Below are 23,230 nucleotides of genomic sequence, written 5' to 3'. Positions count from 1 at the left end.
CGCACACACGAAGGGTGGCCGCGTGAGCGCCCCCGCACACACGAAAGGGGGCGGCATGAGCACCCACGCACCGTCACCGGTGGCGGCACACTGTGACGAACTCCTCGACGCCCTCGGCCACTTCAAGGAACGCTCCTACCTCACCGAGCGGTGGGGCGAGCAGCTCGCCAAGGTGCTCGGCGGCGGCGGACGCCTGCTCGCCGCGGGCAACGGCGGCAGCGCCGCGCAGGCCCAGCACCTGACCGCCGAGCTGGTCGGCCGCTACCGCGACGACCGGCCGCCGTTCTCCGCGATCGCCCTGCACGCCGACACCTCCGCCACCACCGCCATCGCCAACGACTACGGCGTGGACGAGGTGTTCGCCCGACAGGTCCGCGCCCACGGCCGCCCCGGTGACGTGCTGATGCTGCTGTCCACGTCCGGCGCCAGCGCCAACCTGCTGTCCGCCGCCCACGCGGGCCGGGAGGCCGGCCTGACCGTGTGGGCGCTGACCGGCGGCGCCCCCAACCCGCTGATGGCGGGCAGCGACGAGGCGCTGTGCGTGCCCGCCGCCTCCACCGCGACCGTGCAGGAACTCCACCTGGTCGCCGTCCACATGATCTGCCAGGCGTTCGACGCGGCAGTGGAGCGCATCCACGGGAGGTGACCGGATGACGACGCCCGCCTCTTCCAGGGCCCCCCTCGTCGTGGTCGGCGACGCGCTGCTCGACCGCGACCTGACCGGCAGCGCCGACCGCCTCGCGCCGGACGCGCCGGTGCCGGTCGTCGCCGGCTGCGAGGAACGCGTGCGGCCCGGCGGCGCCGCGCTCGCCGCGTACCTCGCCGCCGCCGACGGCCGGCCCGTCACCCTGATCACCGGCCTCGGCGACGACCCGGCCAGCGCACGGCTGCGCGAACTCCTGGCCGGCCGCGTGGAGGTGCTCGCGCTGCCGCTGACCGCTCCGCTGTCGGAGAAGACCCGCGTGCTGGCCCGCGGCCGCCCCGTGGTCCGCCTGGACCGCGGCGACGGCCGGGTCCGCGCGGCCACCGACGAGGCCCGCGCCGTGCTGCGGGCGGCCCCGGCCGTACTGGTGTCCGACTACGGCCGCGGCGCGGCCGACGCCCTGCGGGACGTCCTGACCGAACGCCCGCCGCTGGTCTGGGACCCGCACCCGCGCGGCGGCCCTCCGGTGCCGGGCACCCGGCTGGTCACCCCGGCCCGCTCCGAAGCGGAGGTCTTCGCCCGGCAGACGGACGCCGCAGCCGACCTGCGGGGCGTGGAGCTGCGAGGCGGGGAGCTGCGGGGCGGGGAGCTGCGGCAGGCCGCCGGGCAGGCCGCCGCGCTCGTGCGGCACTGGCGCGTCGGCGCCGTCTCCGTCACCCTCGGCGTGCGCGGCGCCCTGCTGTCGTACGGCGATCACCCGCTGCTGGTGCCCGCGCCCGCCGCCCACGACGGCGACCCCTGCGGCGCCGGTGACCGGTTCGCCGCCACGGCGGCCTCACTGCTCGCCGACGGAGCCCTGGTGGGCGAGGCGCTCCAGGGTGCCGTCGCCGCGGCGACCGCCTTCGTCGGGGCCGGCGGCGCCGCCGCGATCACCCCGCCGGCACCCGGCGCCACGCACACACCCGCGGCGTCCGGCCGTGCCGCCGCCCCGGCCGCGCCCGCCGGCTCCAGCGCGTCCGCCGGCTACGGCGCGTCCGCCGGCCCCACCGCGCCCGCCGACTACGGCGCGCCCGCCGACTACGGCGCGCCCGCCGGCGACGGCGCGTCGGACGACGACCCCTTCGCCGTCGCCGCCCGGGTCCGTGCCCTCGGCGGTACCGTCGTCGCCGCCGGTGGCTGCTTCGACCTGCTGCACGCCGGGCACGTCGGACTGCTCCAGGCCGCCCGGCGCATCGGCGACTGCCTCGTCGTGTGCGTCAACTCCGACGACTCCGTACGCCGCCGCAAGGGCGACGGCCGCCCCGTCAACCCGCTCGCCGACCGGGTCCGCGTGCTGCGCGCCCTGGGCTGCGTCGACGCCGTCGCAGTGTTCGACGAGGACACCCCCGAGCGACTGCTCGCCGAACTGCGCCCCGACGTATGGGTCAAGGGCGGCGACTACACCGGCGCCGACCTGCCCGAGGCGGCGCTGCTGCGGGAGTGGGGCGGACAGGCCGTGCTGCTGCCCTACCTCGACGGCCGCTCCTCCACCGCACTGATCGCCCGCGCCGCGGAGGGCGCCCGGTGACCCGGCCCCGCCTCCTCGTCCTGCGCGCCCTCGGCCTCGGCGACCTGCTGGCCGGGGTGCCCGCGCTGCGCGCCCTGCGCCGCGCTTTCCCCGGCCACGAACTGATCCTCGCCGCGCCCGCAGCGCTGACGCCCGTCGCCGGCGCCACGGGAGCCGTCGACCGGCTGCTGCCCGCCGCCGCACCCGGCCGCGCCGTACCGCGGCACATCGACTGGACCGGCCCGCCACCCCACCTCGCCGTCGACCTGCACGGCAACGGGCCGCCCAGCCACCGGCTGCTCCAGACGCTGCGTCCGGGCCGGCTCTGGGCCTTCGAGCATGCCGGCACTTCGGAGATCGACGGGCCGCCGTGGTGGGCGCAGGAGCACGAACGGGACCGCTGGTGCCGCTTCCTGGCGTACTACGGCGTGCCCGCGGACCCCGCCGACCTGCGGCTGCCCGCACCGCCCGGACCGTCCCCGGCGCCGGACGCCGTCGTCCTGCACCCGGGTGCCGGGGCGCCCTCGCGCTGCTGGCCGATCGAGCGGTACGCCGCCGTCGCGACCGCCCTGCGCGAGCGCGGACTGCGGGTCGTCGTCACCGGGGGAGAGGGCGAGGAGGACCTCGTCGCCCGGCTCGCCAAGGCGGCCCGGCTGCCCGACACCGACACGTTCGGCGGCGGCCTGCCCTTCGCCCGGCTGTCCGCCCTGGTCGCCGGCGCCCGCGCCGTGATCAGCGGCGACACCGGCATCGCGCACCTCGCCGTCGCCCACGCCACGCGCTCGGTGACCCTGTTCGGGCCCGTCGCGCCCAGCCTGTGGGGGCCACCGGACGACCCGCGCCACCAGGTGCTGTGGCGCCCCGGCCCCGAGGCAGGCGACCCGCACGGCACCCGGACCGACCCGGCACTGCTGCGGATCACCCCCGACGACGTCCTGCACACCTACGACCGGCTGCCGTCATGACCGATCTCGGCATCGTCATCGCCACCCGCGACCGCGCGGACCGCCTGGCCCGCACTCTGCGCCGGCTGACCGCCCTGCCCGAGCGGCCGGAGATCCTCGTCGTGGACAACGCCTCCCGCGACCACACCCACGCCCTGCTCGCCCGCGACTTCCCGCAGGTGAAGGTCCTCGCGCTGGCCGGGAACCGGGGCGCGACCGCCCGCACCGAGGGCGTCCGCGCGCTGAACACGCCGTACATCGCCTTCAGCGACGACGACTCGTGGTGGGCGCCCGGCGCCCTGGAACTCGCCGCGAAGCTGCTGGACGCCCACCCCCGGCTCAGCCTGATCTCCGCACGCACCCTCGTCGGCCCCGCCGAGGAGGAGGACCCGCTCAACGACGTCCTCGCCCGCTCCCCGCTCGGCCCCGCCACCGACCTGCCCGGCACCCAGGTGCTCGGCTTCCTCGCCTGCGCGAGCGTGGTGCGCCGCACCGCCTACCTGGACGCGGGCGGCTTCCACCCGGTGCTGTTCTTCGGCGGCGAGGAGACCCTGCTCGCCTACGACCTCGCCGCCCGCGGCTGGGGCGTCACCCACTGCCCGGACGTGGTCGCCCACCACCACCCCGACCCGGCGGCGCCCCGCCCCGGCCGCCCGGCCGCCCAGCGCCGCAACGACGTCCTCACCGCCTGGCTGCGCCGCCCCCTGCCGCACGCCCTGGCCCGCACCCGCGACCTGGCCGCCGAGGCCCGCCGCGACCCGGTCTCCCGGCAGGCCCTGCGCGAGACCCTGACCCGGCTGCCCGCCGCCCTGCGCGCCCGCCGCCCCCTCCCGCCGTACCTGGAGCGCGCCGCCCGCACGCTCGACGGAGCCCGCAATTGACCGACCGGCGCACGCCGGAGGGAGGCCGCCCATGACCGACCCGCGCACGCCGGAGGGAGGCCGCCCATGACCGACCCACGCACCACCGTCGTCGTCATCACCCACAACCGGCGCGCCGAACTCCTGCGCACCCTCGGCCACCTGGCCGAACTCCCCGAGAACCCACCGGTGATCGTCGTCGACAACGCCTCCGCCGACGGCACCGCCGACGCCGTCGCCCACCACCACCCCCGGGTACGGCTGCTGCGGCCCGGGCGCAACCTCGGCGCCGTCGGCCGCAACCTCGCGGTGCGCGAGGTCCGCACGCCCTACGTGGCGTTCTGCGACGACGACTCCTGGTGGTCGCCCGGCGCGCTGTCCGGCGCCGCCGACCTGCTCGACCGGCATCCCGCGCTGGCCACGGTCACCGCCCGCATCCTCGTCGAACCCGGCTCCACCGAGGACCCGATCACCGAGGAGCTGCGCAACTCACCCGTCCGCGGCCCGCGTTGGCTGCCCGGACCGGCCCTCGGCTCCTTCCTGGCCGCCGCGACCGTGCTGCGCACCGACGCCTTCCGCGCCGCGGGCGGCTTCCACCCCCGGCTGTGGCTCGGCGGCGAGGAGGAGCTGCTCGCCGTCGACCTCGCCGCGAACGGCTGGTGGCTGACGTACGCCGACCATCTGACGATCCATCACCAGCCGTCCCGGGCGCGGGACGCCACCCTGCGGCGGGCGCACGGCATCCGCAACACCCTGTGGTTCACCTGGCTGCGCCGGCCGGCCCGCCCCGCGCTGCGCCGCACCGTGCACCTCGCGCGCACGGTCCCCCGCGACACGGTGTCGCTGCGGGCGTTCGCCGAGGCCGCGGTCGCGCTGCCGTGGGTGCTGCGGGAACGGCGGGTGCTGCTCGCGGCGGTGGAGGCGCGGATGCGGCTGCTGGAGGACGCCCAGCGCCGGTCGAAGGCGCGGAGCTACGTGGGCTGAGCGCACCGGCGCGGGCTGCGCGCGGGCTGAGAGAGCACGAGCGGGAGCGGGGCAGCCGTGCGGACGGCTGTCCCGCTCCCGCCTCACGGCGTTCCGGGCGCTCTCAGGGCTCCGTCCACCGGCACAGCAGCCGGAACGCGGCGAACAGCGACACCGGCCAGACAAGGGCGAACGCCCAGATCACCGCGGGGTGTGAGGTGCTGATGCCGGTCACCATCAGTCCGACGGCCACCGCGAGCAGCGCGGCGACGGTCAGCGGATGCGGCCGGTAGGCGGCCAGCCGGGACAGCCAGGACGCCCGCCGCCGCTGGAGCGTGCGCAGCCGGCGCGTGAGCCGGCGGTCGCGCCGCAGGTCACGCTCCAGGTCGTCCAGTATCCGTTGTTCGTGGTCGGGGAGTCGGCCGATCGACACGGTGCCTCCAGGGGAAACGTCGGGAGGGGCGTTCCTCGGGGCGCCCCCCGGGGGGATCGGGGGCGCCCCCAGGGGAAAACGTCGCAGGGGGTGTTCTTCGCGGGTGCCCCGCCCGCCGTTCGGGCTAACCGGCCGGGGCGCCCCGCAGAGCAGCCGGCAACACGGCCGCGCCGTCGGCGTCGTCCGCGCCGGTCGCGGGGTCCGCCTCGCGGAAGCCGGCCGCGATGCTCCGGGCCCGCTCGCGGCCCTCGCCCAGGCACCACTGCCACCAGCGGCCGAGCCCGTCACCGTCCACCCGGTCCGCCGGCAGCAGGGCGGCCCAGCCGCAGGCCCGCGCCGGCGCGGTCACCTTCGCGCCGCCCGCCACCGGGCCGATCGCCGGCGCCGGCGTCCCGGCGCGCAGGGTCGGCACCAGTCCGTGCGGCCGGTCCGTGACGATCAGGTCCAGGCGCGCCAGGACCGCCTCGAACTGGGCGGCCGTCGCGCACAGCCGCCAGTCGTGGGCGTCCAGCCGTGTCTCCAGTTCGAGCCGCGCGCAGTCCCGCCCGGCCAGCCACGCCGTGACCGCCTCGGCGACCTCGGCGTGCCGCCGCTGCCCGCCGTACTCGTGCCGGCCGTGGGTGAGGATCACGCCGACCACCGGCCGGGCGGGCGGTGCCGGGGCGCGGGCGGCCAGGTCCAGGGACGGCTGCGCGCCCGGCGCGTCCCGCGCGGGCACCTGGTGGAAACCGGTGACGGCCCGGCTGCGCGGGTCGGTCACCGACGTGCCGACGGCGATCCGCGTGCAGTGCGCGAACCACCGGTGCAGGTCATCGAGCTGCGGACCGTGCAGTGGCCCGCACACGAACACCAGGTGCGTGTAGGCCTCGGGGCGTACGTCGTCCAGGCGACGGAAGGCGGGCGCGGCCTCGCGGACAGAAGGTGTCCGCAACTCCGGCTACCGTGCGGGCATGGCCAAGACGACGACGGCTCCCGTGCTCGGCACCCGTGCCCTCAACCGCGCGACCCTGCAGCGGCAACTCCTGCTGACCCGGTCGCCGCTGACCGCCCAGGAGGCCGTGTCCCACCTCCTCGGACTGCAGGCGCAGAACGTCAAACCGCCCTACTACGCGCTCGCCGCCCGCCTCGACGGCTTCGCGCCCGAGCAGCTCTCCCGGCTCATGGCCGACCGCGCCGTCGCCCGCATCGTCACCGTGCGCTCCACGATCCACACCCACACCGCCGACGACTGCCTCACCCTGCGCCCGCTGGTCCAGCCCGCCCGCACCCGCGAACTGACCGCGTTCCGCAAGGGCCTGACGGGCGTCGACCTCGACCGGCTCGCCGCACTCGCCCGGGACCTCGTCGAAGAAGAGCCGCGCACCCTGAAGCAGCTGCGCGAGGCACTGCACCCGCACTGGCCGGACGCCGACCCGCAGGCCCTCGGCGTCGCCGCCCGCTGCACCCTGCCGCTCGTCCAGGTCACCCCGCGCGGACTGTGGGGCGCGAGCGGGCAGGTGGCGCTCACCACCGCCGAGCACTGGCTGGGCCGGCCCGCCGAGCCGCCCGCCGCCCCGGACGCGACCGTCCTGCGCTACCTCGCCGCCTTCGGCCCCGCCTCGGTCAAGGACATGCAGACCTGGGCGGGCCTCACCCGGCTGCGCGACGCCTTCGAACGGCTCCGGCCCCAGCTGCTCACCTTCCGCGACGAGAACGGCGTCGAGCTGTTCGACCTGCCCGACGCGCCCCGCCCCGACCCGGACACGCCGGCCCCGCCGCGCTTCCTGCCGGAGTTCGACAACCTGCTGCTCTCCCACGCCGACCGCGGCCGGGTCGTCCCGCCCGAGCACCGGGGCCGCAGCTGGCAGGGCAACCAGGCCTACCGCACCCTCCTCGTCGACGGCTTCCTCGCGGGCCTGTGGGCGCTGGAGGCGGACGCCCTCGTCATCGAGCCGTTCACCACCCCGAGCCGGGCCCTGCGGGCGCAGATCACGGCCGAGGCGGAACGCATGCTCGCGACGCTGCACCCGCGGTCGTCGTACGACATCCGCTTCGGCACGGTACGGCCCTGAGGGCTCGGGCCGCCCATGGGTAGGGGGGCGGTGCGGGCTGCTCGTGGAAGCCCGCAACGCCCCCCTGGTCATCACCTGAGGGTTACTCAGGAGCCTTCTGGGGTCATGACCGTGTCATGAAGTGACCTGTGCGGTCACGAGGCTGGAGAAGGTGGTCAGCCGGGTGTACACACCCGGGTAACCCGCCTCCGCGCAACCCTCGCCCCAGGAAGTGATCCCTGCCAGGACGCCCCCGATGAGCAGGGGACCGCCGCTGTCGCCCTGGCAGGTGTCCACGCCACCGGATGAGTACCCGGCGCACACCATGTCGCTCTGCACGAAGTCAGAGCCGTAGGAAGTCTTGCAGCTCGCGTCGGACACGACCGGGACCGTGGCGGTGCGCAGCTGGTTGGAGGAGCTGCCGTTCTCCGCGGTCGTGCCCCAGCCGAGGATGCGGGCCGTGGTGCCCGCCGCGTACACCGAGGTGTCGGACGGCGAGACGTACTTCGCCGTCGTGTACGGCATCGACGTCGACAGCGTCAGCACGGCCACGTCGTCGCCGTTGGAGGCGTCCGTGTAGTCCGGATCGACCCAGATCCTGCTGACCCGGCCGACCGTGCCGTTGGTGCCGTTGAGGTAGGTGCGGCCGCCCACGACCCGCACGCTGGACGTGGTCTCGCCGGCCATGCAGTGCGCGGCCGTGACCACCTTGGTCGGGGCGACGAGGGTGCCGCCGCAGAACTGGTTCTGCGAGGCGTCGGTGATCTGCATCATGAACGGGTACGCCGTCGTCGTGGTGGTCGTGCCGCCCACGACGGGCTGCGGGGCGGCGACGGCGGAGGGAGCGCTGAAGAGCGCCGCTGCGGAGGCGACGGCGACGGCCGCGGCGGTCCTGCCGGCGGTCGATCTCGCACGGGTGAGCCCGAACATCAGTCTCCTCGGTGGGGTGGCCGGTGGGGGTTTCGCACGGGTGTGTGGGGGACGCGGGACCGACCCCCGTGTGCCCGGGCGAGCGGCACGTCCCTCACGCTAGAACCCGCGCCGCCGCCCTCCCAATGAGGGAACCCCCTAAGGGAGTCGGGCAGGGAAAACCCTCGATCGCCCCGCTGTTCACCCACGACGGCAGTAAACCCGCGCGGGCCTCACTTCGCGTGACGCCCCGCCGCCAGCCGCACGATGTCCACCCGGGAGCGGATCCCCAGCTTCCGGTAGACCCGGGTCAGGGTCGCCTCCACCGTCTTGACGCTGATGAACAGCCGGGCGGCGATCTCCCGGTTGGTGGCGCCCTCCATGACCAGGCCCGCCACCTGACGCTCCATCGAGGCCAGCGAGTCCAGCGCGGTGTGCAGCCCGGCCGGCGCCGGGGCCGGCCGCTGGGCCGCCGCGGCCGTGGCCGCCTGAGCGGCCTCCTCCACCTGCCGCAGCCACGGCAGCGCCCGGCAGCGCCGGAACAGCCGCGCCGCCTCGTCGTACGACGTCGGCCCCGGCCGCCCGGCACGCAGCCGGGCCAGCGCGAACGCGGCCCGCGCCTCCTCCAGGCCGTACCCCAGCTTGGCCAGCCGGTCCTGAGCGGACGTCAGCTGCGCGAGCGCGGCCTCCGTGTCGCCCCGGGCCGCCCGCACCAGCGCCCCGGCCCGGTCCAGCACCGCGAGCACACTCTCCCGGCGCAGCCGCAGCGCGTGCTCGCGGGCCGTGTCGAGCACCTCCTGCGCCTCACCCACCTCGCCGATCCGCACCAGCGCCTCGGCGAGGTCGCCGTGCCAGCGGCCGCGGGCCGGGTCGGTGATGCCGAGGCCGGCCTCCAGCTCCCGCACCCGGCGCAGCGCCACCACGGCCCCGCGCGCGTCCCCGGCGACCAACTGGGCGTGCCCGAGGGCGGCCAGCGCCCGCGAGAGGTACATCTGGTCACCGTCCTCCTCGGCGTGCGCGGCGGCCTCCCGGGCCAGCGCCTCCGCCCGCTCCACGTCCCCGGCGGACGCCTCGGCGAGCGAGGCCAGCATCGCGGACGCGCCCTCGCCGATCCCGGAGTCGCGGGCCAGTCTGAGGCTCTCGCGGGCCAGGTCCAGGGCCCGCCCGCAGTGCCCGGACAGCAGCTCGGTCTCGGCGAGGGCGCGCAGGAAGTGCACCTCGCTCTCGACCATGCCGCGCCGGCGCACCTCGCGCAGCAGCGCGCTGATCGTCGTACGGGCCTCGGGGAGCTGATCGCTCATCAGTAGCCAGCGGAAGCGGGCCGCCCCGGCGCCGTTGTGATGGCACGCCACATACGGGTCCTGCGGCTCCTTCAGGGCCCGCTTGACGGTGACCGGTGCGTCCGGGTGGCCCATCAGGGTCTCGGTGGACGCCTGGAAGGACAGCGCCATCAGCTCGGTGCGCCGGTTCCCGGCCCGCGCGGCCAGCTCCGCCGCGTGCGCCGCCTCCTGCCGGGCCTCGGCGAAGTCGCCCTCGACGACCAGGGCGCGCCAGGCCAGCTGGTAGTGGACCAGGGCGAGCAGCCGGGGGTCGTCCCCGGCGTCGGTCAGCGCCTGCGGGAAGACGGCGTCCACGTCACCGAGGGCCTGCCCGGCCGCCTCGATCACCACCATCCACGCCCGCACCCGTTCCGCCGCCACGGTGGCCCGGGTGAGGACCTCGCGGGCGATGTCCCGGGCGAGGTCCGCCTCGCCGGCCGTGATCGCGTCCTCCGCGGCCTGCAGCCGCCGTTCGTCCGGGTGCCCGCCGGCCGGTGTGTGCCGGGCCGCGAGCAGCCCCAGGGAGGCCGCCACCGACGGCGCCCCGCGGTCCCGGGCGAGCGCGGCGGCCTCGGCCAGCGACGCGGCGACGCCCGGATCGGTGCCGATGGTGGCCAGCGCCAGATGCCGGGCCCGCTCGATCGGGTCCGACGCGGCCGTGGACAGCGCGGCGTGCGCGGCGCGCCGCTCGTGCGCGGGCGCCTCCGCGTACAGCGCGGCCGAGATCAGCGGATGCGCGAACCGCACCGCCGGGGCCTCCGGCTCGGTGGTGAGCAGGCCCAGCTCGGCGGCGCGCGCGCACTCGGCCTCGGCGTTGTCCCGCCCGGCCGCGTGCAGCAGCGCCGCCGTCGGACGGGCGCCGGCGCTGGCGACCAGCAGGGTGCGGCGGGCCTCGTCGGACAGCAGGTCCAGCCGGCTGAGCACCAGGGCCCGCAGCGAGGTCGGCACCGGCAACGGCTCGCCCGGCCGCGGCGGCGTCGGGTTCTCGGCGAGCGCGCGGCCCAGCTCCTGGGCGAAGAGCGGGTTGCCGCCGCTGGTGCGGTGGATGTCGCGCACCGTGGACCTCGGCAGCCCGGTGAACCCCCGGTGGTCGAGCAGCGCGGACACCTGGGCACGGGTGAGCGGACCGAGTCGCACGGCGAGCGTGTCGGGCGGACAGGAGCGCAGATACCGGTCGTACTCCTGTGCCTCGGTGCGCACCGCGCACAGCATGCGCACCGGCGTGTCGCCGAGCCGCCGGGCGGCGAACCCGAGCAGTTCGGCGCTGGCCGAGTCCAGCCACTGGAAGTCGTCGGCCACGACCAGCACCGGCCCGTCCTCGGCCAGCGCCCGCAGCGCCGACAGCACGGCCAGCCGCAACGCGAGACCGTCCCGTTGCAGGGTCGATTCGCCCCGCCCGGTCAGCGCGGACTCCAGAGCGGTGCGCTGCGCGCCGGGCAGCCGGTCGGCGATCCGGTCCAGGACCAGCCCGAACAGGTCGGCGAGGGCGAGGAAGGGCAGATGGGATTCGGACTCGGTGGCCGAGCAGCGCAAGACGGTGCCGGACTGGAAGCAGTTTTCCGCGGCCAATGCCCGCAGCACGGTCGACTTTCCTATTCCGGCCGGTCCGTGCAGCAGCACGCTGCCTCCGGACGCGAGCCGCTCACGCGCCGCGCTGAACAGCTCCTCCCGGCCGATGACCAGGTCGGGGCGGCATCGGGCAGGCTCCTGGAAGTCCCGTCGCACGGTTACCGCTCCCCTCCGTGTGTCGTGTCCGGGCCAAATTCTAGGCAACCGCGCAGGAAATTCGGACGGACGATGTCGTGAGGGATATAACAACACCCTTGCGCAACGAAAAATTCACGGCGCCGTCTGGCTGAATGACAACGCTGCCGCCCCCTCTTTCCCCTGCCCAGAGGGACCCCCCGCCACGCCGACAAGCCGGCCCGCCCCCAGCCGCGCCCCGGGCGGCCGCAGGCCCCCAAGGGTCGGGGGGAGCGACGCGAGCAGCCACGACGGACCCGCACGGGCGGCCGCAGGCACCCAAGGGGCGCGGGGAACGGCGCGGCCAGCCACGACGGACCCGCATGGGCGGCCGCAGGCAACCGAGGGGCGCGGGGAACGGCGCGGCCAGCCACGACGGACCCGCACAGACCGCCGCAGGCACCCGAGGGGCGCGGGGAACAGCGCGAGCAGCCACGACGGACCCGCACAGAGCGCCGCAGGCACCCGCAGGCACCCGCAGGTATCACCCCAGGCCGCCGGCAGGCCATGGCTACGGCAACAGCCCCGCCCTCCGCGCAGCCGCCACCGCCTCCCCGCGGGTGTGCGCCCCGAGCTTGCGCATGGCCGACCGCAAATAGGCTTTCACCGTCTCCGGACGCAGCCCGAGCCGCTCGGCGCTCGCCGCGTTGGTGGCGCCGTCCGCCACGCAGGCCAGCACGTCCAGCTCCCGCGGAGCCAACGTCACCGCCGACGCCTGCGCCCCCGGCGCCAGCAGCCCGCACACCCCCAGCAGCTCCGCCCGCAGCGACGGATCACCGATCCGCGGAGCCAGCGCCCGCAGGGCGGCGTGCGCCTCCCGCACCTGCTCCCAGCCCCTCGCGGGACGCGCCCGGGGAGGCCGTGCGGCCACCAGCAGCTCGCGCACCTCCTCCCGCACCACCAGCGCCTGCTCCACGTCCCGCGCCGCCGCCACCGCCTCGCTCAGCGCCCGGTCCCCGAGCGGCTGGGCGCTGCGCAGGGCGCCGTACAGCACCCCCCGCACCCGCCGCCGTACCACCACCGGCACCGCGAGCACCGAACGCAGACCCTCCTCGGCGACGGCCGCGTCGTACTCGTGGCTGATCTGCCGGGACGAGGAGTAGTCCGCCACCGCGCACGGCCGGGTCAGCGCCACCGCCTTGCCGCCCAGCCCGTTGCCGGAGGTCACCGCGAGGGAGCGCAGCGCCGACGTGGCGTTGCCGCTCAGCTCGCTGATCCGGATCTGCCGGTGCCCGGCGTCCACCAGCCCGCCGAAGGCCACCGGCAGCCCGGTGCCGCGGCGCAGCCGCGCCAGCGCACCGCGTATCTCCACCACGTCGGACGCGTCCGCTGTCACCTGGTCGACCCCTCACTGCGGCTGTTTCGAGGCCTCCACCCCCGTTCGGGGGTAGTGAGACCTGCATCACGGATTACACGATGTACCCGAGCCGCCCGGCAATGGTCCGGCACACAGGAGGACAGATGACGGCGACGGACGACTTCCGCAGGGCACGGGACTTCCTGCTGGAGCACCGCGAGGACTACGCAGGCGCCTACGCCGGTTTCCGCTGGCCCCGGCCCGAGTACTTCAACTGGGCGCTCGACTGGTTCGACGTGATCGCCGACGGCAACGACCGCACGGCGCTGCACATCGTCGAGGAGGACGGCACCGAGACCCGGCTGTCCTTCGCCGAGCTGTCCGACCGTTCCGACCGCGTCGCGAACTGGCTGCGCGACCGCGGTGTGGCCGCCGAGGACCGGGTGCTGGTCATGCTCGGCAACCAGGCCGAGCTGTGGGAGACCGCGCTCGCCGCGATGAAGCTGCGCGCGGTGGTCATCCCCGCCACCCCGCTGCTCGGCCCCGCCGACCTGCGCGACCGCGTGGAGCGGGGCCGGGTCAAGCATGTGATCGTGCGCGCGGAGGACACGGAGAAGTTCGCCGAGGTGCCCGGCGCCTACACCCGGATCAGCGTCGGCGGGCTGCCCACGGAGGGCTGGGAGCCGTACGAGGACGGCTACGCGGCCCCGGCCGGTTACGTCCCGGACGGCCCGACCCGCGCCGACGACCCGCTGATGCTGTACTTCACCTCCGGTACCACCGCCCGCCCCAAGCTGGTCGAGCACACCCACACCTCGTACCCGATCGGGCACCTCGCGACCATGTACTGGGCCGGTCTCAAGCCCGGGGACGTGCATCTGAACATCTCCTCGCCGGGCTGGGCCAAGCACGCCTGGTCCAACCTCTTCGCGCCGTGGAACGCCGAGGCGACCGTCTTCATCCACAACTACAGCCGCTTCGACCCGGCCCGCCTGATGTCCGAGATGGACCGGGCCGGCGTGACCACGTTCTGCGCCCCGCCGACCGTGTGGCGCATGCTCATCCAGGCCGACCTGACCCAGCTGGCCACCCCGCCCCGTGAGGTCGTCGCCGCCGGCGAACCGCTCAACCCCGAGGTCATCGAGCAGGTGCGGCGCGCCTGGGGCCGCACCATCCGGGACGGCTTCGGGCAGACGGAGACCGCCGTGCAGGTCGCCAACACGCCGGGGCAGGCCCTCAAGACCGGTTCCATGGGCCGGCCCAGCCCCGGCTACCGCGTCGAACTGCTCGACCCGGTCTCCGGCGCGCCCGGCGTCAGCGAGGGCGAGATCGCGCTCGACCTGGCGGAGCGCCCGGTGGGCCTGATGACCGGCTACCACGGCGACGCCGACCGTACGGCGGAGGCGATGGCCGGCGGCTACTACCGCACCGGCGACATCGCCGCCCGGGACGAGGAGGGGTACCTGACCTACATCGGCCGGGCCGACGACGTCTTCAAGGCGTCCGACTACAAGATCAGCCCGTTCGAGCTGGAGAGCGCGCTGCTGGAGCACGAGGCGGTCGCCGAGGCCGCGGTCGTGCCCGCGCCGGACGAGCTGCGCCTGGCCGTGCCGAAGGCGTACGTCGTCCTCGCCGAGGGCTACGAGCCCGGCCCGGACACCGCCAAGATGCTCTTCGAGCACTCCCGTCAGGTGCTGGCGCCGTACAAGCGCATCCGGCGTCTGGAGTTCGGCGCACTGCCCAAGACGGTGTCCGGCAAGATCCGCCGTATCGAACTGCGCGAGGCCACGGCCGCGGGGTCGGACGACGAGTACCGCGAGGAGGACTTCCGGTGACCGCACTGTCCTACACGCACGGCACGAGCGGGACCGTCCTGCTCGGCGACACCATCGGCGCCAACCTCGACCGCGCCGTGGCGACCTGGCCGGAGCGCGAGGCGCTCGTCGACGTGCCGTCCGGCCGGCGCTGGACGTACGCCCGGTTCGGCGCCGACGTCGACACGCTGGCGCGGGCGCTCCTCGCGAGCGGCATCGCCAAGGGCGACCGGGTCGGCATCTGGGCGGTCAACTGCCCCGAGTGGGTCCTGGTCCAGTACGCCACCGCCCGCATCGGCGCGATCATGGTGAACATCAACCCGGCCTACCGCACCCACGAGGTCGAGTACGTCCTCAACCAGTCCGGCGTCCGGCTGCTCGTCGCCTCCCTCAGCCACAAGAGCAGCGACTACCGGGCGATGGTCGACGAAGTGCGCGGCAGCTGCCACGACTTGCGGGAGGTCGTGTACATCGGCGACCCGAGCTGGGAGGCGCTGCTCGCCCGCGCCACCCCGGACCTGACGCACGAGGCCCTGTCCTGCGACGACCCCATCAACATCCAGTACACCTCGGGCACCACGGGCTTCCCCAAGGGGGCCACGCTCTCCCACCACAACATCCTCAACAACGGTTACTTCGTAGGTGAGTTGATCGCCTACAGCGAGCAGGACAGGATCTGCGTCCCGGTTCCCTTCTACCACTGCTTCGGCATGGTCATGGGCAACCTGGCGGCCACCTCGCACGGCGCCTGCATGGTGATCCCGGCCGCGTCCTTCGACCCGAAGGCGACCCTGGAGGCGGTCCAGCAGGAACGCTGCACCTCGCTCTACGGCGTACCGACCATGTTCATCGCGGAGCTGAACCTGCCCGACTTCGCCCAGTACGACCTCACCTCGCTGCGCACCGGCATCATGGCCGGCTCGCCCTGCCCGGTGGAGGTCATGAAGCGGGTGGTCGCCGAGATGCACATGGAGCAGGTCTCCATCTGCTACGGCATGACCGAGACCTCCCCGGTGTCCCTGCAGACCCGGATGGAGGACGACCTGGAGCACCGCACCGGCACCGTCGGCCGCGTGCTGCCGCACATCGAGGTGAAGGTCGTCGACCCGGCCACCGGCGTCACGCAACCCCGGGGTGAGGCGGGGGAGTTGTGCACCCGCGGCTACAGCGTGATGCTCGGCTACTGGCAGGAGCCCGGCAAGACCGCCGAGGCGATCGACACCGGGCGCTGGATGCACACCGGGGACCTCGCGGTGATGCGTGAGGACGGCTATGTCGAGATCGTCGGCCGCATCAAGGACATGATCATCCGGGGCGGGGAGAACGTCTACCCGCGCGAGATCGAGGAGTTCCTCTACGGCCACCCGAAGATCCGCGACGTCCAGGTGGTCGGCGTCCCGCACGAGAAGTACGGCGAGGAGGTGCTGGCCTGCGTCATCCCGCGCGACCCGGCCGACCCGCCGACCCTCCAGGACGTCCGCGCCTTCTGCGAGGGCCGGCTGGCCCACTACAAGATCCCCAGCCGGCTGCAGCTCCTGGACACCTTCCCGATGACGGTGTCCGGCAAGGTGCGCAAGGTGGAACTCCGCCAGAAGTACGCCGGCTGAGCCGGTTTCCGCCGCACGGGAGAGGCCTGGGGGGCGCCCCCCGGGGGGCGCGGCGCGGCACCGACGGGCGCCGCGCCTTCGTGGCCGCCGGCTCCCCGCGCTCGCCGCCGCTGTACTACCGGGCGCCCCCCGGCCGGCGCGGCACCGACGGGCTGAGCATTCAGGACGCGTGAGGTGCCGGGGTCGGCGGGCTCAGGACGCCGGCCCCTGTGCGGCGAAGGCGCGGGCGGCGTCGTTGAGCGGGCGGGGCGGGCCGGCCGCGTCCAGGTCGAACAGCGGGATGTCCAGGCCGTCCGCGCGGGCGCGGGCGTCGGCGGTGTAGCCGGCCCGGGAGAAGTGCACACCGCGCGCCGAGCGGATCATCGCCGTCAGCCACAGGCATTCCACGTCGCGCAGGGAGGCCGGCCGCGCGCCCGGGTCGACGTGGGCAACCAGGCCGGGGGCGACCAGGCCGATGCCCTGCGGCGGGCGCCGGCGGGCGCGCCGTACCTCCCGGTGGCCGAGCCGGTGCAGCAGCCGCGCGGCCGCGACGACCGCGTCCCACGGCCCCGGCTCGCCACGGGCCACCGGAACCCGTACCACGGTGCCGCACGGGCACCCCAGCTCCGGCTGCGGCCACTCACCGTCGCGCCCGCACGCGCCACAGCGCAGCGACACCCACTGCTCGTCCCACACCTGGTGCGTCACGGCCACAGGCGCCGTACGCGGGTCCAGCGGCGGCACGACGGGCGCGCCGCACGCGCACGGATACACCGGCACGGTGAAGCGCCCCTCGCGTCGGCAGGACGGGCAGCGCACCGGAACGCTCTCGGTCATGGCCCCCCTTCCTCTCAGACGTCGCGTCGGCTCGGCGCTCCCATGGTGCTGCACCCGCCCACGGCCTGTCCGTCTCTTGACGGTCTTGGCCCAGCCCCTTACATTGCTTCCAGATAGTAGAAATTAGTTTCCGCTATACGGAAAGTCTCGGGGAAGCCCGGGGCGCCGGTGGCGGAGCTGGACTGGACGCGGACACGACCTCACCGCAGGGCGCGACGGGGAGAGCGAATCCGACAGCCGAAGCAGGAGTAACTCCATGGCTCGTATGACCGCTGCCCGTGCGGCAGTCGAGATCCTCAAGCGCGAGGGTGTCACCCAGGCGTTCGGTGTGCCGGGCGCAGCGATCAACCCCTTCTACAAGGCGCTGCAGCAGGGCGGCGGGATCGACCACACCCTCGCCCGCCACGTCGAGGGCGCCTCGCACATGGCCGAGGGCTACACCCGGACCCAGCCCGGGAACATCGGTGTCTGTATCGGTACGTCCGGCCCCGCCGGCACCGACATGATCACCGGTCTGTACTCCGCGATCGGTGACTCCATCCCGATCCTGTGCATCACGGGCCAGGCGCCCACCCACGTGATCCACAAGGAGGACTTCCAGGCCGTCGACATCGCCTCGATCGCCAAGCCGGTCACCAAGATGGCGGTGACCGTCCTGGAGGCCGCGCAGGTCCCCGGCGTCTTCCAGCAGGCCTTCCACCTGATGCGTTCCGGTCGTCCCGGCCCGGTCCTGATCGACCTGCCGATCGACGTCCAGCTCACCGAGATCGACTTCGACATCGACACGTACGAGCCGCTGCCGGTCTACAAGCCGACCGCGACCCGTGCGCAGATCGAGAAGGCGATCTCCTTCCTGCTGGCCTCGGAGCGTCCGGTCATCGTCGCCGGTGGTGGCGTCATCGGCGCCGACGCCGCCGACCTGCTGGTCGAGTTCGCCGAGCTGACCAACACCCCGGTCATCCCCACCCTGATGGGCTGGGGCGCGCTGCCCGACGACCACGAGCTGAACGCCGGCATGGTCGGTGTGCAGACCTCGCACCGCTACGGCAACGCCAACTTCCTCGAGTCGGACTTCGTCCTCGGCATCGGCAACCGCTGGGCCAACCGCCACACCGGCTACAAGCTCGACGTCTACCGCGGCGAGCGCAAGTTCGTCCACGTCGACATCGAGCCCACCCAGATCGGCAAGATCTTCCCGCCGGACTACGGTGTCGTCTCCGACGCCAAGGCCGCGCTGGAGCTGTTCGTCCAGGTGGCGAAGGAGCTGAAGGCCGAGGGCAAGCTCCCCGACCGCGGCGCGTGGGTCGCCTCGACGCAGGAGCGCAAGGCCACCCTGCTGCGCCGTACGCACTTCGACAACGTGCCGATGAAGCCGCAGCGCGTGTACGAGGAGATGAACAAGGCCTTCGGCCCGGAGACGCGGTACGTCACCACCATCGGCCTGTCCCAGATCGCCGGCGCGCAGATGCTGCACGTCTTCAAGCCGCGCCACTGGATCAACTGCGGCCAGGCCGGCCCGCTCGGCTGGACCATCCCGGCCGCGATCGGCGTCGCCAAGGCCGACCCGGAGGCTCCGGTCGTCGCGCTCTCCGGCGACTACGACTTCCAGTTCATGATCGAGGAACTGGCGGTCGCCGCGCAGCACAAGGTCCCCTACGTCCACGTGCTGGTCAACAACTCCTACCTGGGTCTGATCCGTCAGGCGCAGGCCGGCCTGGACATCAACTTCCAGGTCAACCTGGAGTTCGAGAACATCAACTCGCCCGAGATCGGCGTCTACGGCGTGGACCACGTCAAGGTCGCCGAGGGCCTGGGCTGCAAGGCGATCCGGGTCACCGAGCCGGACCAGCTGGGCGCGGCCCTGGAGCAGGCGAAGAAGCTGGCCGCGGAGTACCAGGTGCCGGTCGTGGTCGAGGCGATCCTGGAGCGGGTCACCAACATCGCCATGAGCAAGACGATGGACATCAGCGACATCACCGAGTTCGAGGACCTGGCCACGGAGCCGGGCCACGCGCCGACGTCCATCAAGCCGCTGAAGGTCTGACGACCGCGGCCGGACACACCGGCCGACCCCGGTCTGTCGTACCGGCCGACACCGGTCGACACACCGGCCTGAGCGAGGGCGGCCCGTTCCGTGGGGGGACGGGCCGCCCTTCTGTATACCCGTCGCCGTGATCGTGTCCGCCGTCGTTGTGTGCGCCCTGGTGGCCGCAGGACGTGCCGCCGTCGAAGCTTCGGTCGCCGTCCTCCCCCGTGCCCCGCCGTAGACGGCCTCGCCGCCGGTGACGCCTCGCAGGCCCTGCCCGTGCCGGAGGGGAAGAAGCCCTCGTCCGCGCGGGCGGCGTGGCCGGTCTGCCCGGCCCGCGCGGGAGAACCGCGGCAGCGGCGTGGCCGGGGCCCGTGCGCCGTACAGGGCGACGGCGAAGAGCGTCTCCTCCCCGGAGAGCCCCTCGGGGCCCCTGGGGAGCGGATGATGCTCGCGCAGGTCTGTGAGCCGCCGGCATGTCGCACGGGTGCGGCGCGGTAGCCCGGCCGCGGTGAGGCGGGCCCGTATCCGGGCCGGAGCGGGGCGCACCCTGGGCAGGCCGGGCAACCGGTCCGGCGGGCCGGTACAGAGCGGTGCGTACGGTCTTCCCCAGAGGGCGCGTGAAGGCATGAGCGGCAACCGCCCCGGCCGGTCCTGGTACGGTCCCCGGCCGCCCCGCGTCGACGCTGCCCCGCAGCTGCAGGGTGACTCCGGGGGACCGTGACGGCGGCCCATGGCCCCGCCCGCAGCAGGCGGCCTCGTCGTGGGGTCCGGGACAACACCCGGCTCGCTCACGACGTGCGGGCGCGGAAGCCCTCCGGGGCAGGCTCAGAGCGGGGCGTGGGGGTCGCGCGCGAGCGCTACGGCCCCTTGCGCACGTCGCCCGTGGACTCGTGGTGTTCCGACAGGCCCGGCCAGTCGTCGGGGCCGCCGCCCTGCCATTCGACGAACTCGCTCTCCGCCACGTCCGTCACGTACAGGTCGGCCAGCCGCAGGATCTCGGCGACGTCGTCGATGTGCGTGGCGACGCCCAGCGTCTCGTCGCCCTCGGTGACCCGCCGCGAGCCGTCCAGGGCCGGCGGGTGCACCACGACGTGCGGGTGCTCCGTTGCGTGCGTCATGTCTCAAGGCTGCTGCCGCCCCGGCGCCGCCGCACCCCGGCGAAGGCCGAGACGGGCGAACGCCGAGCCGGGCGAACCGACGCCGGTGCACGGCCGCGCCCGGCGGACTCAGAATGCCGTGTACTCAGAAGGCCGTGAACTCAGAACCCCGTGAACTCAGGGCTCCGTGCGCCCATCCCCCGGAAAACGCCAAGCGGCGCCGGATGCGGGACCGTCCGCATCCGGCGCCGCTCGGCCGGTGAGGCTTGTTCGGTTGAGACCGCCCGACGGCGCGAGACTGGGCGCGACAGGACATTCGCGCCGCCGGACGGAGTCTGATGGGCCCCCGAGGGGGCGAGGGGCTGGGACCGCGGCGTATGCGACGGAGCCGGACACCTTGCCTCACGTCGGCAAGGGAGTCACGTTTCCTTCACCACCGCACTGGCTCGCACGCCGCCGCGGTCCTCGCCCTGCCCGCCATGCCCCGCGATCACCCCTCATCCGGATCGCGTGGCGGCGGGTCCTGCGCGTCCGGATCCCGGCCTCCCCGCCGGGTCCGGACGCAGCTTCACGGGCCTGGAGGATCAGTCCTCGCGCAGGGCGCGGACCGCCTCCTCCACGCGCTTGCCGTACTCGAGGTCGGCGGCGTGGAAGTGGGCCAGGTTCTTCTCGACCACGTCGTTGCGGGAGACCTGCGACAGGCCGCCGGCGATGGTCGCGATCAGGCGGGACTTCTCCTCCTCCGACATCAGCCGGTACAGCTCGCCGGCCTGGAAGAAGTCGTCGTCCTTGGTGTGCAGCGGGGCCGCGTGGGTGCCGGTGTGACCGGAGACCGCGAGCGGCGCCGACAGCGGGCGGCCGGTCTCGACGGGGCCGTCGTAGGAGTTCGGCTCGTAGTTCTTCGCGTCGCGGCCCTGGGCGTTGAGCGCCATGAGACCGTCGCGGCCGTAGTTCCGGGCGCCGCCCGGAACGGCCTTCGGCGAGTTGACCGGCAGCAGGGTGTGGTTCACGCCCAGGCGGTAGCGGTGGGCGTCCGCGTAGGCGAACAGACGGCCCTGGAGCATCTTGTCCGGCGACGGACCGATGCCCGGCACGAAGTTGTTCGGGGAGAACGCGGCCTGCTCGACCTCGGCGAAGACGTTGTCCGGGTTGCGGTCCAGCACCAGGCGGCCCACGCGCTGCAGCGGGTAGTCGCTGTGCGGCCACACCTTGGTCAGGTCGAACGGGTTGAAGCGGTAGTTCGCCGCCTCGGCCGCCGGCATGAGCTGGACGTGGAGGGTCCAGGACGGGTACACCCCGCGCTCGATGGCCTGCAGCAGGTCCGTCTGGTGGGAGTTGGGGTCCTTGCCCGCGAGCTCGGCGGCCTGGTCGCCGGTCAGGCAGCGGATGCCCTGGTTCGTCTTGAAGTGGTACTTGACGAAGAAGGCCTCGCCCTTGGCGTTCGTCCACTGGTAGGTGTGCGAGCCGAAGCCGTCCATGTGGCGGTAGGACGCCGGGATGCCGCGGTCACCCATCAGCCAGGTGATCTGGTGCGTGGCCTCGGGGGAGTGGGCCCAGAAGTCCCAGACGTTGTCCGGCTCCTGCTTGCCCGTGAACGGGTCGCGCTTCTGCGAGTGGATGAAGTCGGGGAACTTGATCGGGTCCTTGATGAAGAACACCGGGGTGTTGTTGCCGACGAGGTCGTAGTTGCCCTCTTCGGTGTAGAACTTCAGGGCGAAGCCGCGCGGGTCACGGACGGCGTCCGCGCCGCCGAGCGAGTCGGCCACGGTGGAGAAGCGCAGGAACACCTCGGTGCGCTTGCCGATCTCGCTGAGGAAGTCGGCGTGCGTGAAGCCGGTGACGTCGTCCGTGACCTCGAAGTGTCCGTAGGCGCCGGAGCCGCGGGCGTGCACCACACGCTCCGGGATGCGCTCGCGGTTGAAGCGCGCGAGCTTCTCCAGGAGCTGCTGGTCCTGGATCAGGAGCGGCCCGCCGACGCCGGCGGAGGCGGAATTCTGGTTGTCGGCGACGGGGGCGCCGGACTCGGTCGTGAGCACGCGCTTCGACATGTGGACCTTCCGAACGGGACTGCTGAAGCCTGGTGACGGTGCAGTGAGCGTAGGGACGCCCGACCAGGAGCGTCAACAGTTTGTTGAAGTAAATTTCAACGTTTTGTTGAAGTGGTGGGCATGGGTGGTTCCGGGCCGTGGCGGCGCGTGGGCGCGACGGGACAGGTGTCGAACGCCGCCACGGCCCGGAAGATCCGGGAGGGTCAGACCTGGGCGCCGGAGAGGCGCTCGACGGCCCGCAGCAGGGCCGAGTGGTCCAGACCGCCGTCGCCCTGGGCGCGCAGCGAGGCGACCAGCTGGGCGACCACGGCGCCGACCGGCAGGGCCGCGCCGACGTTGCGGGCGGCGTCGGTGACGATGCCCATGTCCTTGTGGTGCAGGTCGATCCGGAAGCCCGGCTTGAAGTCGCGGTTGAGGAAGTTGTCCTTCTTCCGCGTCAGCACGGTGGAGCCGGCCAGGCCGCCGTTGAGGACGTCGAGCGCGGCCTCGAGGTTCACGCCGGACTTCTCCAGGAAGACCACGGCCTCGGCGCACGCCTGGATGTTCACGGCGACGATCAGCTGGTTGGCGGCCTTCACGGTCTGACCCGAGCCGTGCGGACCGCACAGCACGATGGTCTTGCCGAGGGCGTCGAAGATCGGCTTGGCCTCGTCGAAGTCGGCCTGCTCACCGCCGACCATGATCGACAGTACGGCCTCGATCGCGCCGGCCTCGCCGCCGGAGACCGGGGCGTCCAGGACGCGGACGCCCTTGTCCTTGGCGGCCTTGGCCAGGTCGACGGAGGTCTGCGGGGTGATCGAGGACATGTCGATCAGCAGAGCGCCGGACTTCGCGTTCTCCAGGATGCCGTCCGGGCCGTAGGCGATGGCCTCGACCTGCGGGGACGCGGGCACCATCGTGATGACCACGTCGGCGTCCTTGACCGCGTCGGCGATCGAGCCGGCCGCGGTGCCGCCGGCGGCGGCCAGGCGGTCCAGCTTCTCCGTCTCGAGGGTGTAACCGGTGACCTGGTAACCCGCCTTGATCAGGTTCTCGGACATGGGGGAGCCCATGATGCCGAGGCCGATCCAGGCGATCTTGGGAAGGTTGCTCATGACGGGGGTGCCTCTCTGATTACTGCTGTGCTACGTCG

At 73.9% G+C, this 23,230-nt stretch carries 18 protein-coding genes; 9 read left to right on the top strand and 9 right to left on the bottom strand.

Annotation, left to right across the window (positions count from 1 at the left end):
- Positions 1 to 55 precede the first annotated feature (55 nt).
- The 5 genes from AC0B9F_RS08940 to AC0B9F_RS08920 all read left to right on the top strand — a co-directional run bounded on the left by AC0B9F_RS08940 (position 56) and on the right by AC0B9F_RS08920 (position 4,977).
- A complete protein-coding gene (locus tag AC0B9F_RS08940; protein ID WP_472000157.1) occupies positions 56 to 646 on the top strand; it encodes a D-sedoheptulose-7-phosphate isomerase in 591 nt (196 codons plus the stop codon).
- A 4-nt stretch (positions 647 to 650) separates the two neighbouring features.
- Positions 651 to 2,210, top strand: a complete 1,560-nt coding sequence (rfaE2, locus tag AC0B9F_RS08935; RefSeq protein WP_472000155.1) for a D-glycero-beta-D-manno-heptose 1-phosphate adenylyltransferase — start codon at positions 651 to 653, stop codon at positions 2,208 to 2,210.
- Complete coding sequence (locus AC0B9F_RS08930) at positions 2,207 to 3,154, top strand: glycosyltransferase family 9 protein (RefSeq protein ID WP_472000152.1); 948 nt, start codon at positions 2,207 to 2,209, stop codon at positions 3,152 to 3,154. The genes rfaE2 and AC0B9F_RS08930 overlap by 4 nt, the downstream gene beginning before the upstream one ends.
- Complete coding sequence (locus AC0B9F_RS08925) at positions 3,151 to 4,014, top strand: glycosyltransferase family 2 protein (protein WP_472000149.1); 864 nt, start codon at positions 3,151 to 3,153, stop codon at positions 4,012 to 4,014. Before AC0B9F_RS08930 ends, AC0B9F_RS08925 begins: the two co-directional genes overlap by 4 nt.
- A gap of 66 nt (positions 4,015 to 4,080) precedes the next feature.
- Positions 4,081 to 4,977, top strand: a complete 897-nt coding sequence (locus AC0B9F_RS08920; protein ID WP_472000147.1) for a glycosyltransferase family 2 protein — start codon at positions 4,081 to 4,083, stop codon at positions 4,975 to 4,977.
- Positions 4,978 to 5,080: 103 nt separating this feature from the next.
- On the opposite strand, the gene AC0B9F_RS08915 is transcribed toward AC0B9F_RS08920, so the two are convergent.
- Positions 5,081 to 5,389 carry a DUF3040 domain-containing protein gene (locus AC0B9F_RS08915; RefSeq protein ID WP_472000144.1) on the bottom strand — a complete coding sequence of 103 codons (309 nt, stop codon included), beginning with the start codon at positions 5,387 to 5,389 and terminating at the stop codon, positions 5,081 to 5,083.
- A 124-nt stretch (positions 5,390 to 5,513) separates the two neighbouring features.
- Positions 5,514 to 6,320, bottom strand: coding sequence for a polysaccharide pyruvyl transferase family protein (locus AC0B9F_RS08910; RefSeq protein WP_472000142.1), 807 nt, complete (start codon positions 6,318 to 6,320; stop codon positions 5,514 to 5,516).
- A gap of 19 nt (positions 6,321 to 6,339) precedes the next feature.
- Between AC0B9F_RS08910 and AC0B9F_RS08905 the strand changes: the two genes are divergently transcribed.
- Positions 6,340 to 7,440, top strand: coding sequence for a winged helix DNA-binding domain-containing protein (locus tag AC0B9F_RS08905; RefSeq protein WP_472000140.1), 1,101 nt, complete (start codon positions 6,340 to 6,342; stop codon positions 7,438 to 7,440).
- 114 nt (positions 7,441 to 7,554) lie between these two features.
- Here AC0B9F_RS08905 and AC0B9F_RS08900 read toward each other — a convergent pair whose 3' ends face one another.
- The 3 genes from AC0B9F_RS08900 to AC0B9F_RS08890 all read right to left on the bottom strand — a co-directional run bounded on the left by AC0B9F_RS08900 (position 7,555) and on the right by AC0B9F_RS08890 (position 12,726).
- Positions 7,555 to 8,349: a S1 family peptidase gene (locus AC0B9F_RS08900; RefSeq protein ID WP_472000138.1), complete on the bottom strand. Its 795-nt coding sequence runs from the start codon at positions 8,347 to 8,349 to the stop codon at positions 7,555 to 7,557.
- A gap of 212 nt (positions 8,350 to 8,561) precedes the next feature.
- Positions 8,562 to 11,372: a helix-turn-helix transcriptional regulator gene (locus AC0B9F_RS08895; RefSeq protein ID WP_472000135.1), complete on the bottom strand. Its 2,811-nt coding sequence runs from the start codon at positions 11,370 to 11,372 to the stop codon at positions 8,562 to 8,564.
- A 529-nt stretch (positions 11,373 to 11,901) separates the two neighbouring features.
- Positions 11,902 to 12,726: a LuxR C-terminal-related transcriptional regulator gene (locus AC0B9F_RS08890; RefSeq protein ID WP_472000133.1), complete on the bottom strand. Its 825-nt coding sequence runs from the start codon at positions 12,724 to 12,726 to the stop codon at positions 11,902 to 11,904.
- A 125-nt stretch (positions 12,727 to 12,851) separates the two neighbouring features.
- Between AC0B9F_RS08890 and AC0B9F_RS08885 the strand changes: the two genes are divergently transcribed.
- Together AC0B9F_RS08885 and AC0B9F_RS08880 are read left to right on the top strand one after the other, a co-directional pair.
- On the top strand, positions 12,852 to 14,522 hold the full coding sequence (locus AC0B9F_RS08885) for an AMP-binding protein (RefSeq protein ID WP_472000131.1): 1,671 nt from the start codon (positions 12,852 to 12,854) through the stop codon (positions 14,520 to 14,522).
- Positions 14,519 to 16,108, top strand: coding sequence for an AMP-binding protein (locus AC0B9F_RS08880; RefSeq protein ID WP_472000129.1), 1,590 nt, complete (start codon positions 14,519 to 14,521; stop codon positions 16,106 to 16,108). The genes AC0B9F_RS08885 and AC0B9F_RS08880 overlap by 4 nt, the downstream gene beginning before the upstream one ends.
- A 192-nt stretch (positions 16,109 to 16,300) precedes the next feature.
- On the opposite strand, the gene AC0B9F_RS08875 is transcribed toward AC0B9F_RS08880, so the two are convergent.
- Positions 16,301 to 16,924 carry a hypothetical protein gene (locus tag AC0B9F_RS08875; RefSeq protein WP_472000126.1) on the bottom strand — a complete coding sequence of 208 codons (624 nt, stop codon included), beginning with the start codon at positions 16,922 to 16,924 and terminating at the stop codon, positions 16,301 to 16,303.
- Between the two features lie 256 nt (positions 16,925 to 17,180).
- On the opposite strand from AC0B9F_RS08875, the gene gcl reads away from it, so the two are divergent.
- Positions 17,181 to 18,968, top strand: a complete 1,788-nt coding sequence (gene gcl / locus AC0B9F_RS08870; protein WP_472000125.1) for a glyoxylate carboligase — start codon at positions 17,181 to 17,183, stop codon at positions 18,966 to 18,968.
- Positions 18,969 to 19,810: 842 nt separating this feature from the next.
- On the opposite strand, the gene AC0B9F_RS08865 is transcribed toward gcl, so the two are convergent.
- The 3 genes from AC0B9F_RS08865 to AC0B9F_RS08855 all read right to left on the bottom strand — a co-directional run bounded on the left by AC0B9F_RS08865 (position 19,811) and on the right by AC0B9F_RS08855 (position 23,192).
- Positions 19,811 to 20,071, bottom strand: coding sequence for a hypothetical protein (locus AC0B9F_RS08865; protein WP_472000123.1), 261 nt, complete (start codon positions 20,069 to 20,071; stop codon positions 19,811 to 19,813).
- Positions 20,072 to 20,634: 563 nt separating this feature from the next.
- Positions 20,635 to 22,098 carry a catalase gene (locus tag AC0B9F_RS08860; protein WP_472000120.1) on the bottom strand — a complete coding sequence of 488 codons (1,464 nt, stop codon included), beginning with the start codon at positions 22,096 to 22,098 and terminating at the stop codon, positions 20,635 to 20,637.
- A gap of 203 nt (positions 22,099 to 22,301) precedes the next feature.
- Positions 22,302 to 23,192, bottom strand: a complete 891-nt coding sequence (locus AC0B9F_RS08855) for a 2-hydroxy-3-oxopropionate reductase (protein WP_472000117.1) — start codon at positions 23,190 to 23,192, stop codon at positions 22,302 to 22,304.
- Positions 23,193 to 23,230 lie beyond the last annotated feature (38 nt).

The sequence above is a fragment of the Streptomyces sp. NPDC097129 genome, from assembly GCF_055668065.1.
This window is presented reverse-complemented; position numbering and strand designations above follow the sequence as displayed.

What these genes read in the sequence shown, in the direction of transcription:
- AC0B9F_RS08865 (WP_472000123.1), bottom strand. Translation starts at nt 20,071, where the DNA reads ATGACGCACGCAACGGAGCACCCGCACGTCGTGGTGCACCCGCCGGCC.
- AC0B9F_RS08920 (WP_472000147.1), top strand. Translation starts at nt 4,081, where the DNA reads ATGACCGACCCACGCACCACCGTCGTCGTCATCACCCACAACCGGCGC.
- AC0B9F_RS08885 (WP_472000131.1), top strand. Translation starts at nt 12,852, where the DNA reads ATGACGGCGACGGACGACTTCCGCAGGGCACGGGACTTCCTGCTGGAG.
- AC0B9F_RS08905 (WP_472000140.1), top strand. Translation starts at nt 6,340, where the DNA reads ATGGCCAAGACGACGACGGCTCCCGTGCTCGGCACCCGTGCCCTCAAC.
- AC0B9F_RS08875 (WP_472000126.1), bottom strand. Translation starts at nt 16,924, where the DNA reads ATGACCGAGAGCGTTCCGGTGCGCTGCCCGTCCTGCCGACGCGAGGGG.
- AC0B9F_RS08940 (WP_472000157.1), top strand. Translation starts at nt 56, where the DNA reads ATGAGCACCCACGCACCGTCACCGGTGGCGGCACACTGTGACGAACTC.
- AC0B9F_RS08860 (WP_472000120.1), bottom strand. Translation starts at nt 22,098, where the DNA reads ATGTCGAAGCGCGTGCTCACGACCGAGTCCGGCGCCCCCGTCGCCGAC.
- gcl (WP_472000125.1), top strand. Translation starts at nt 17,181, where the DNA reads ATGGCTCGTATGACCGCTGCCCGTGCGGCAGTCGAGATCCTCAAGCGC.
- AC0B9F_RS08855 (WP_472000117.1), bottom strand. Translation starts at nt 23,192, where the DNA reads ATGAGCAACCTTCCCAAGATCGCCTGGATCGGCCTCGGCATCATGGGC.
- AC0B9F_RS08925 (WP_472000149.1), top strand. Translation starts at nt 3,151, where the DNA reads ATGACCGATCTCGGCATCGTCATCGCCACCCGCGACCGCGCGGACCGC.
- AC0B9F_RS08900 (WP_472000138.1), bottom strand. Translation starts at nt 8,349, where the DNA reads ATGTTCGGGCTCACCCGTGCGAGATCGACCGCCGGCAGGACCGCCGCG.
- rfaE2 (WP_472000155.1), top strand. Translation starts at nt 651, where the DNA reads ATGACGACGCCCGCCTCTTCCAGGGCCCCCCTCGTCGTGGTCGGCGAC.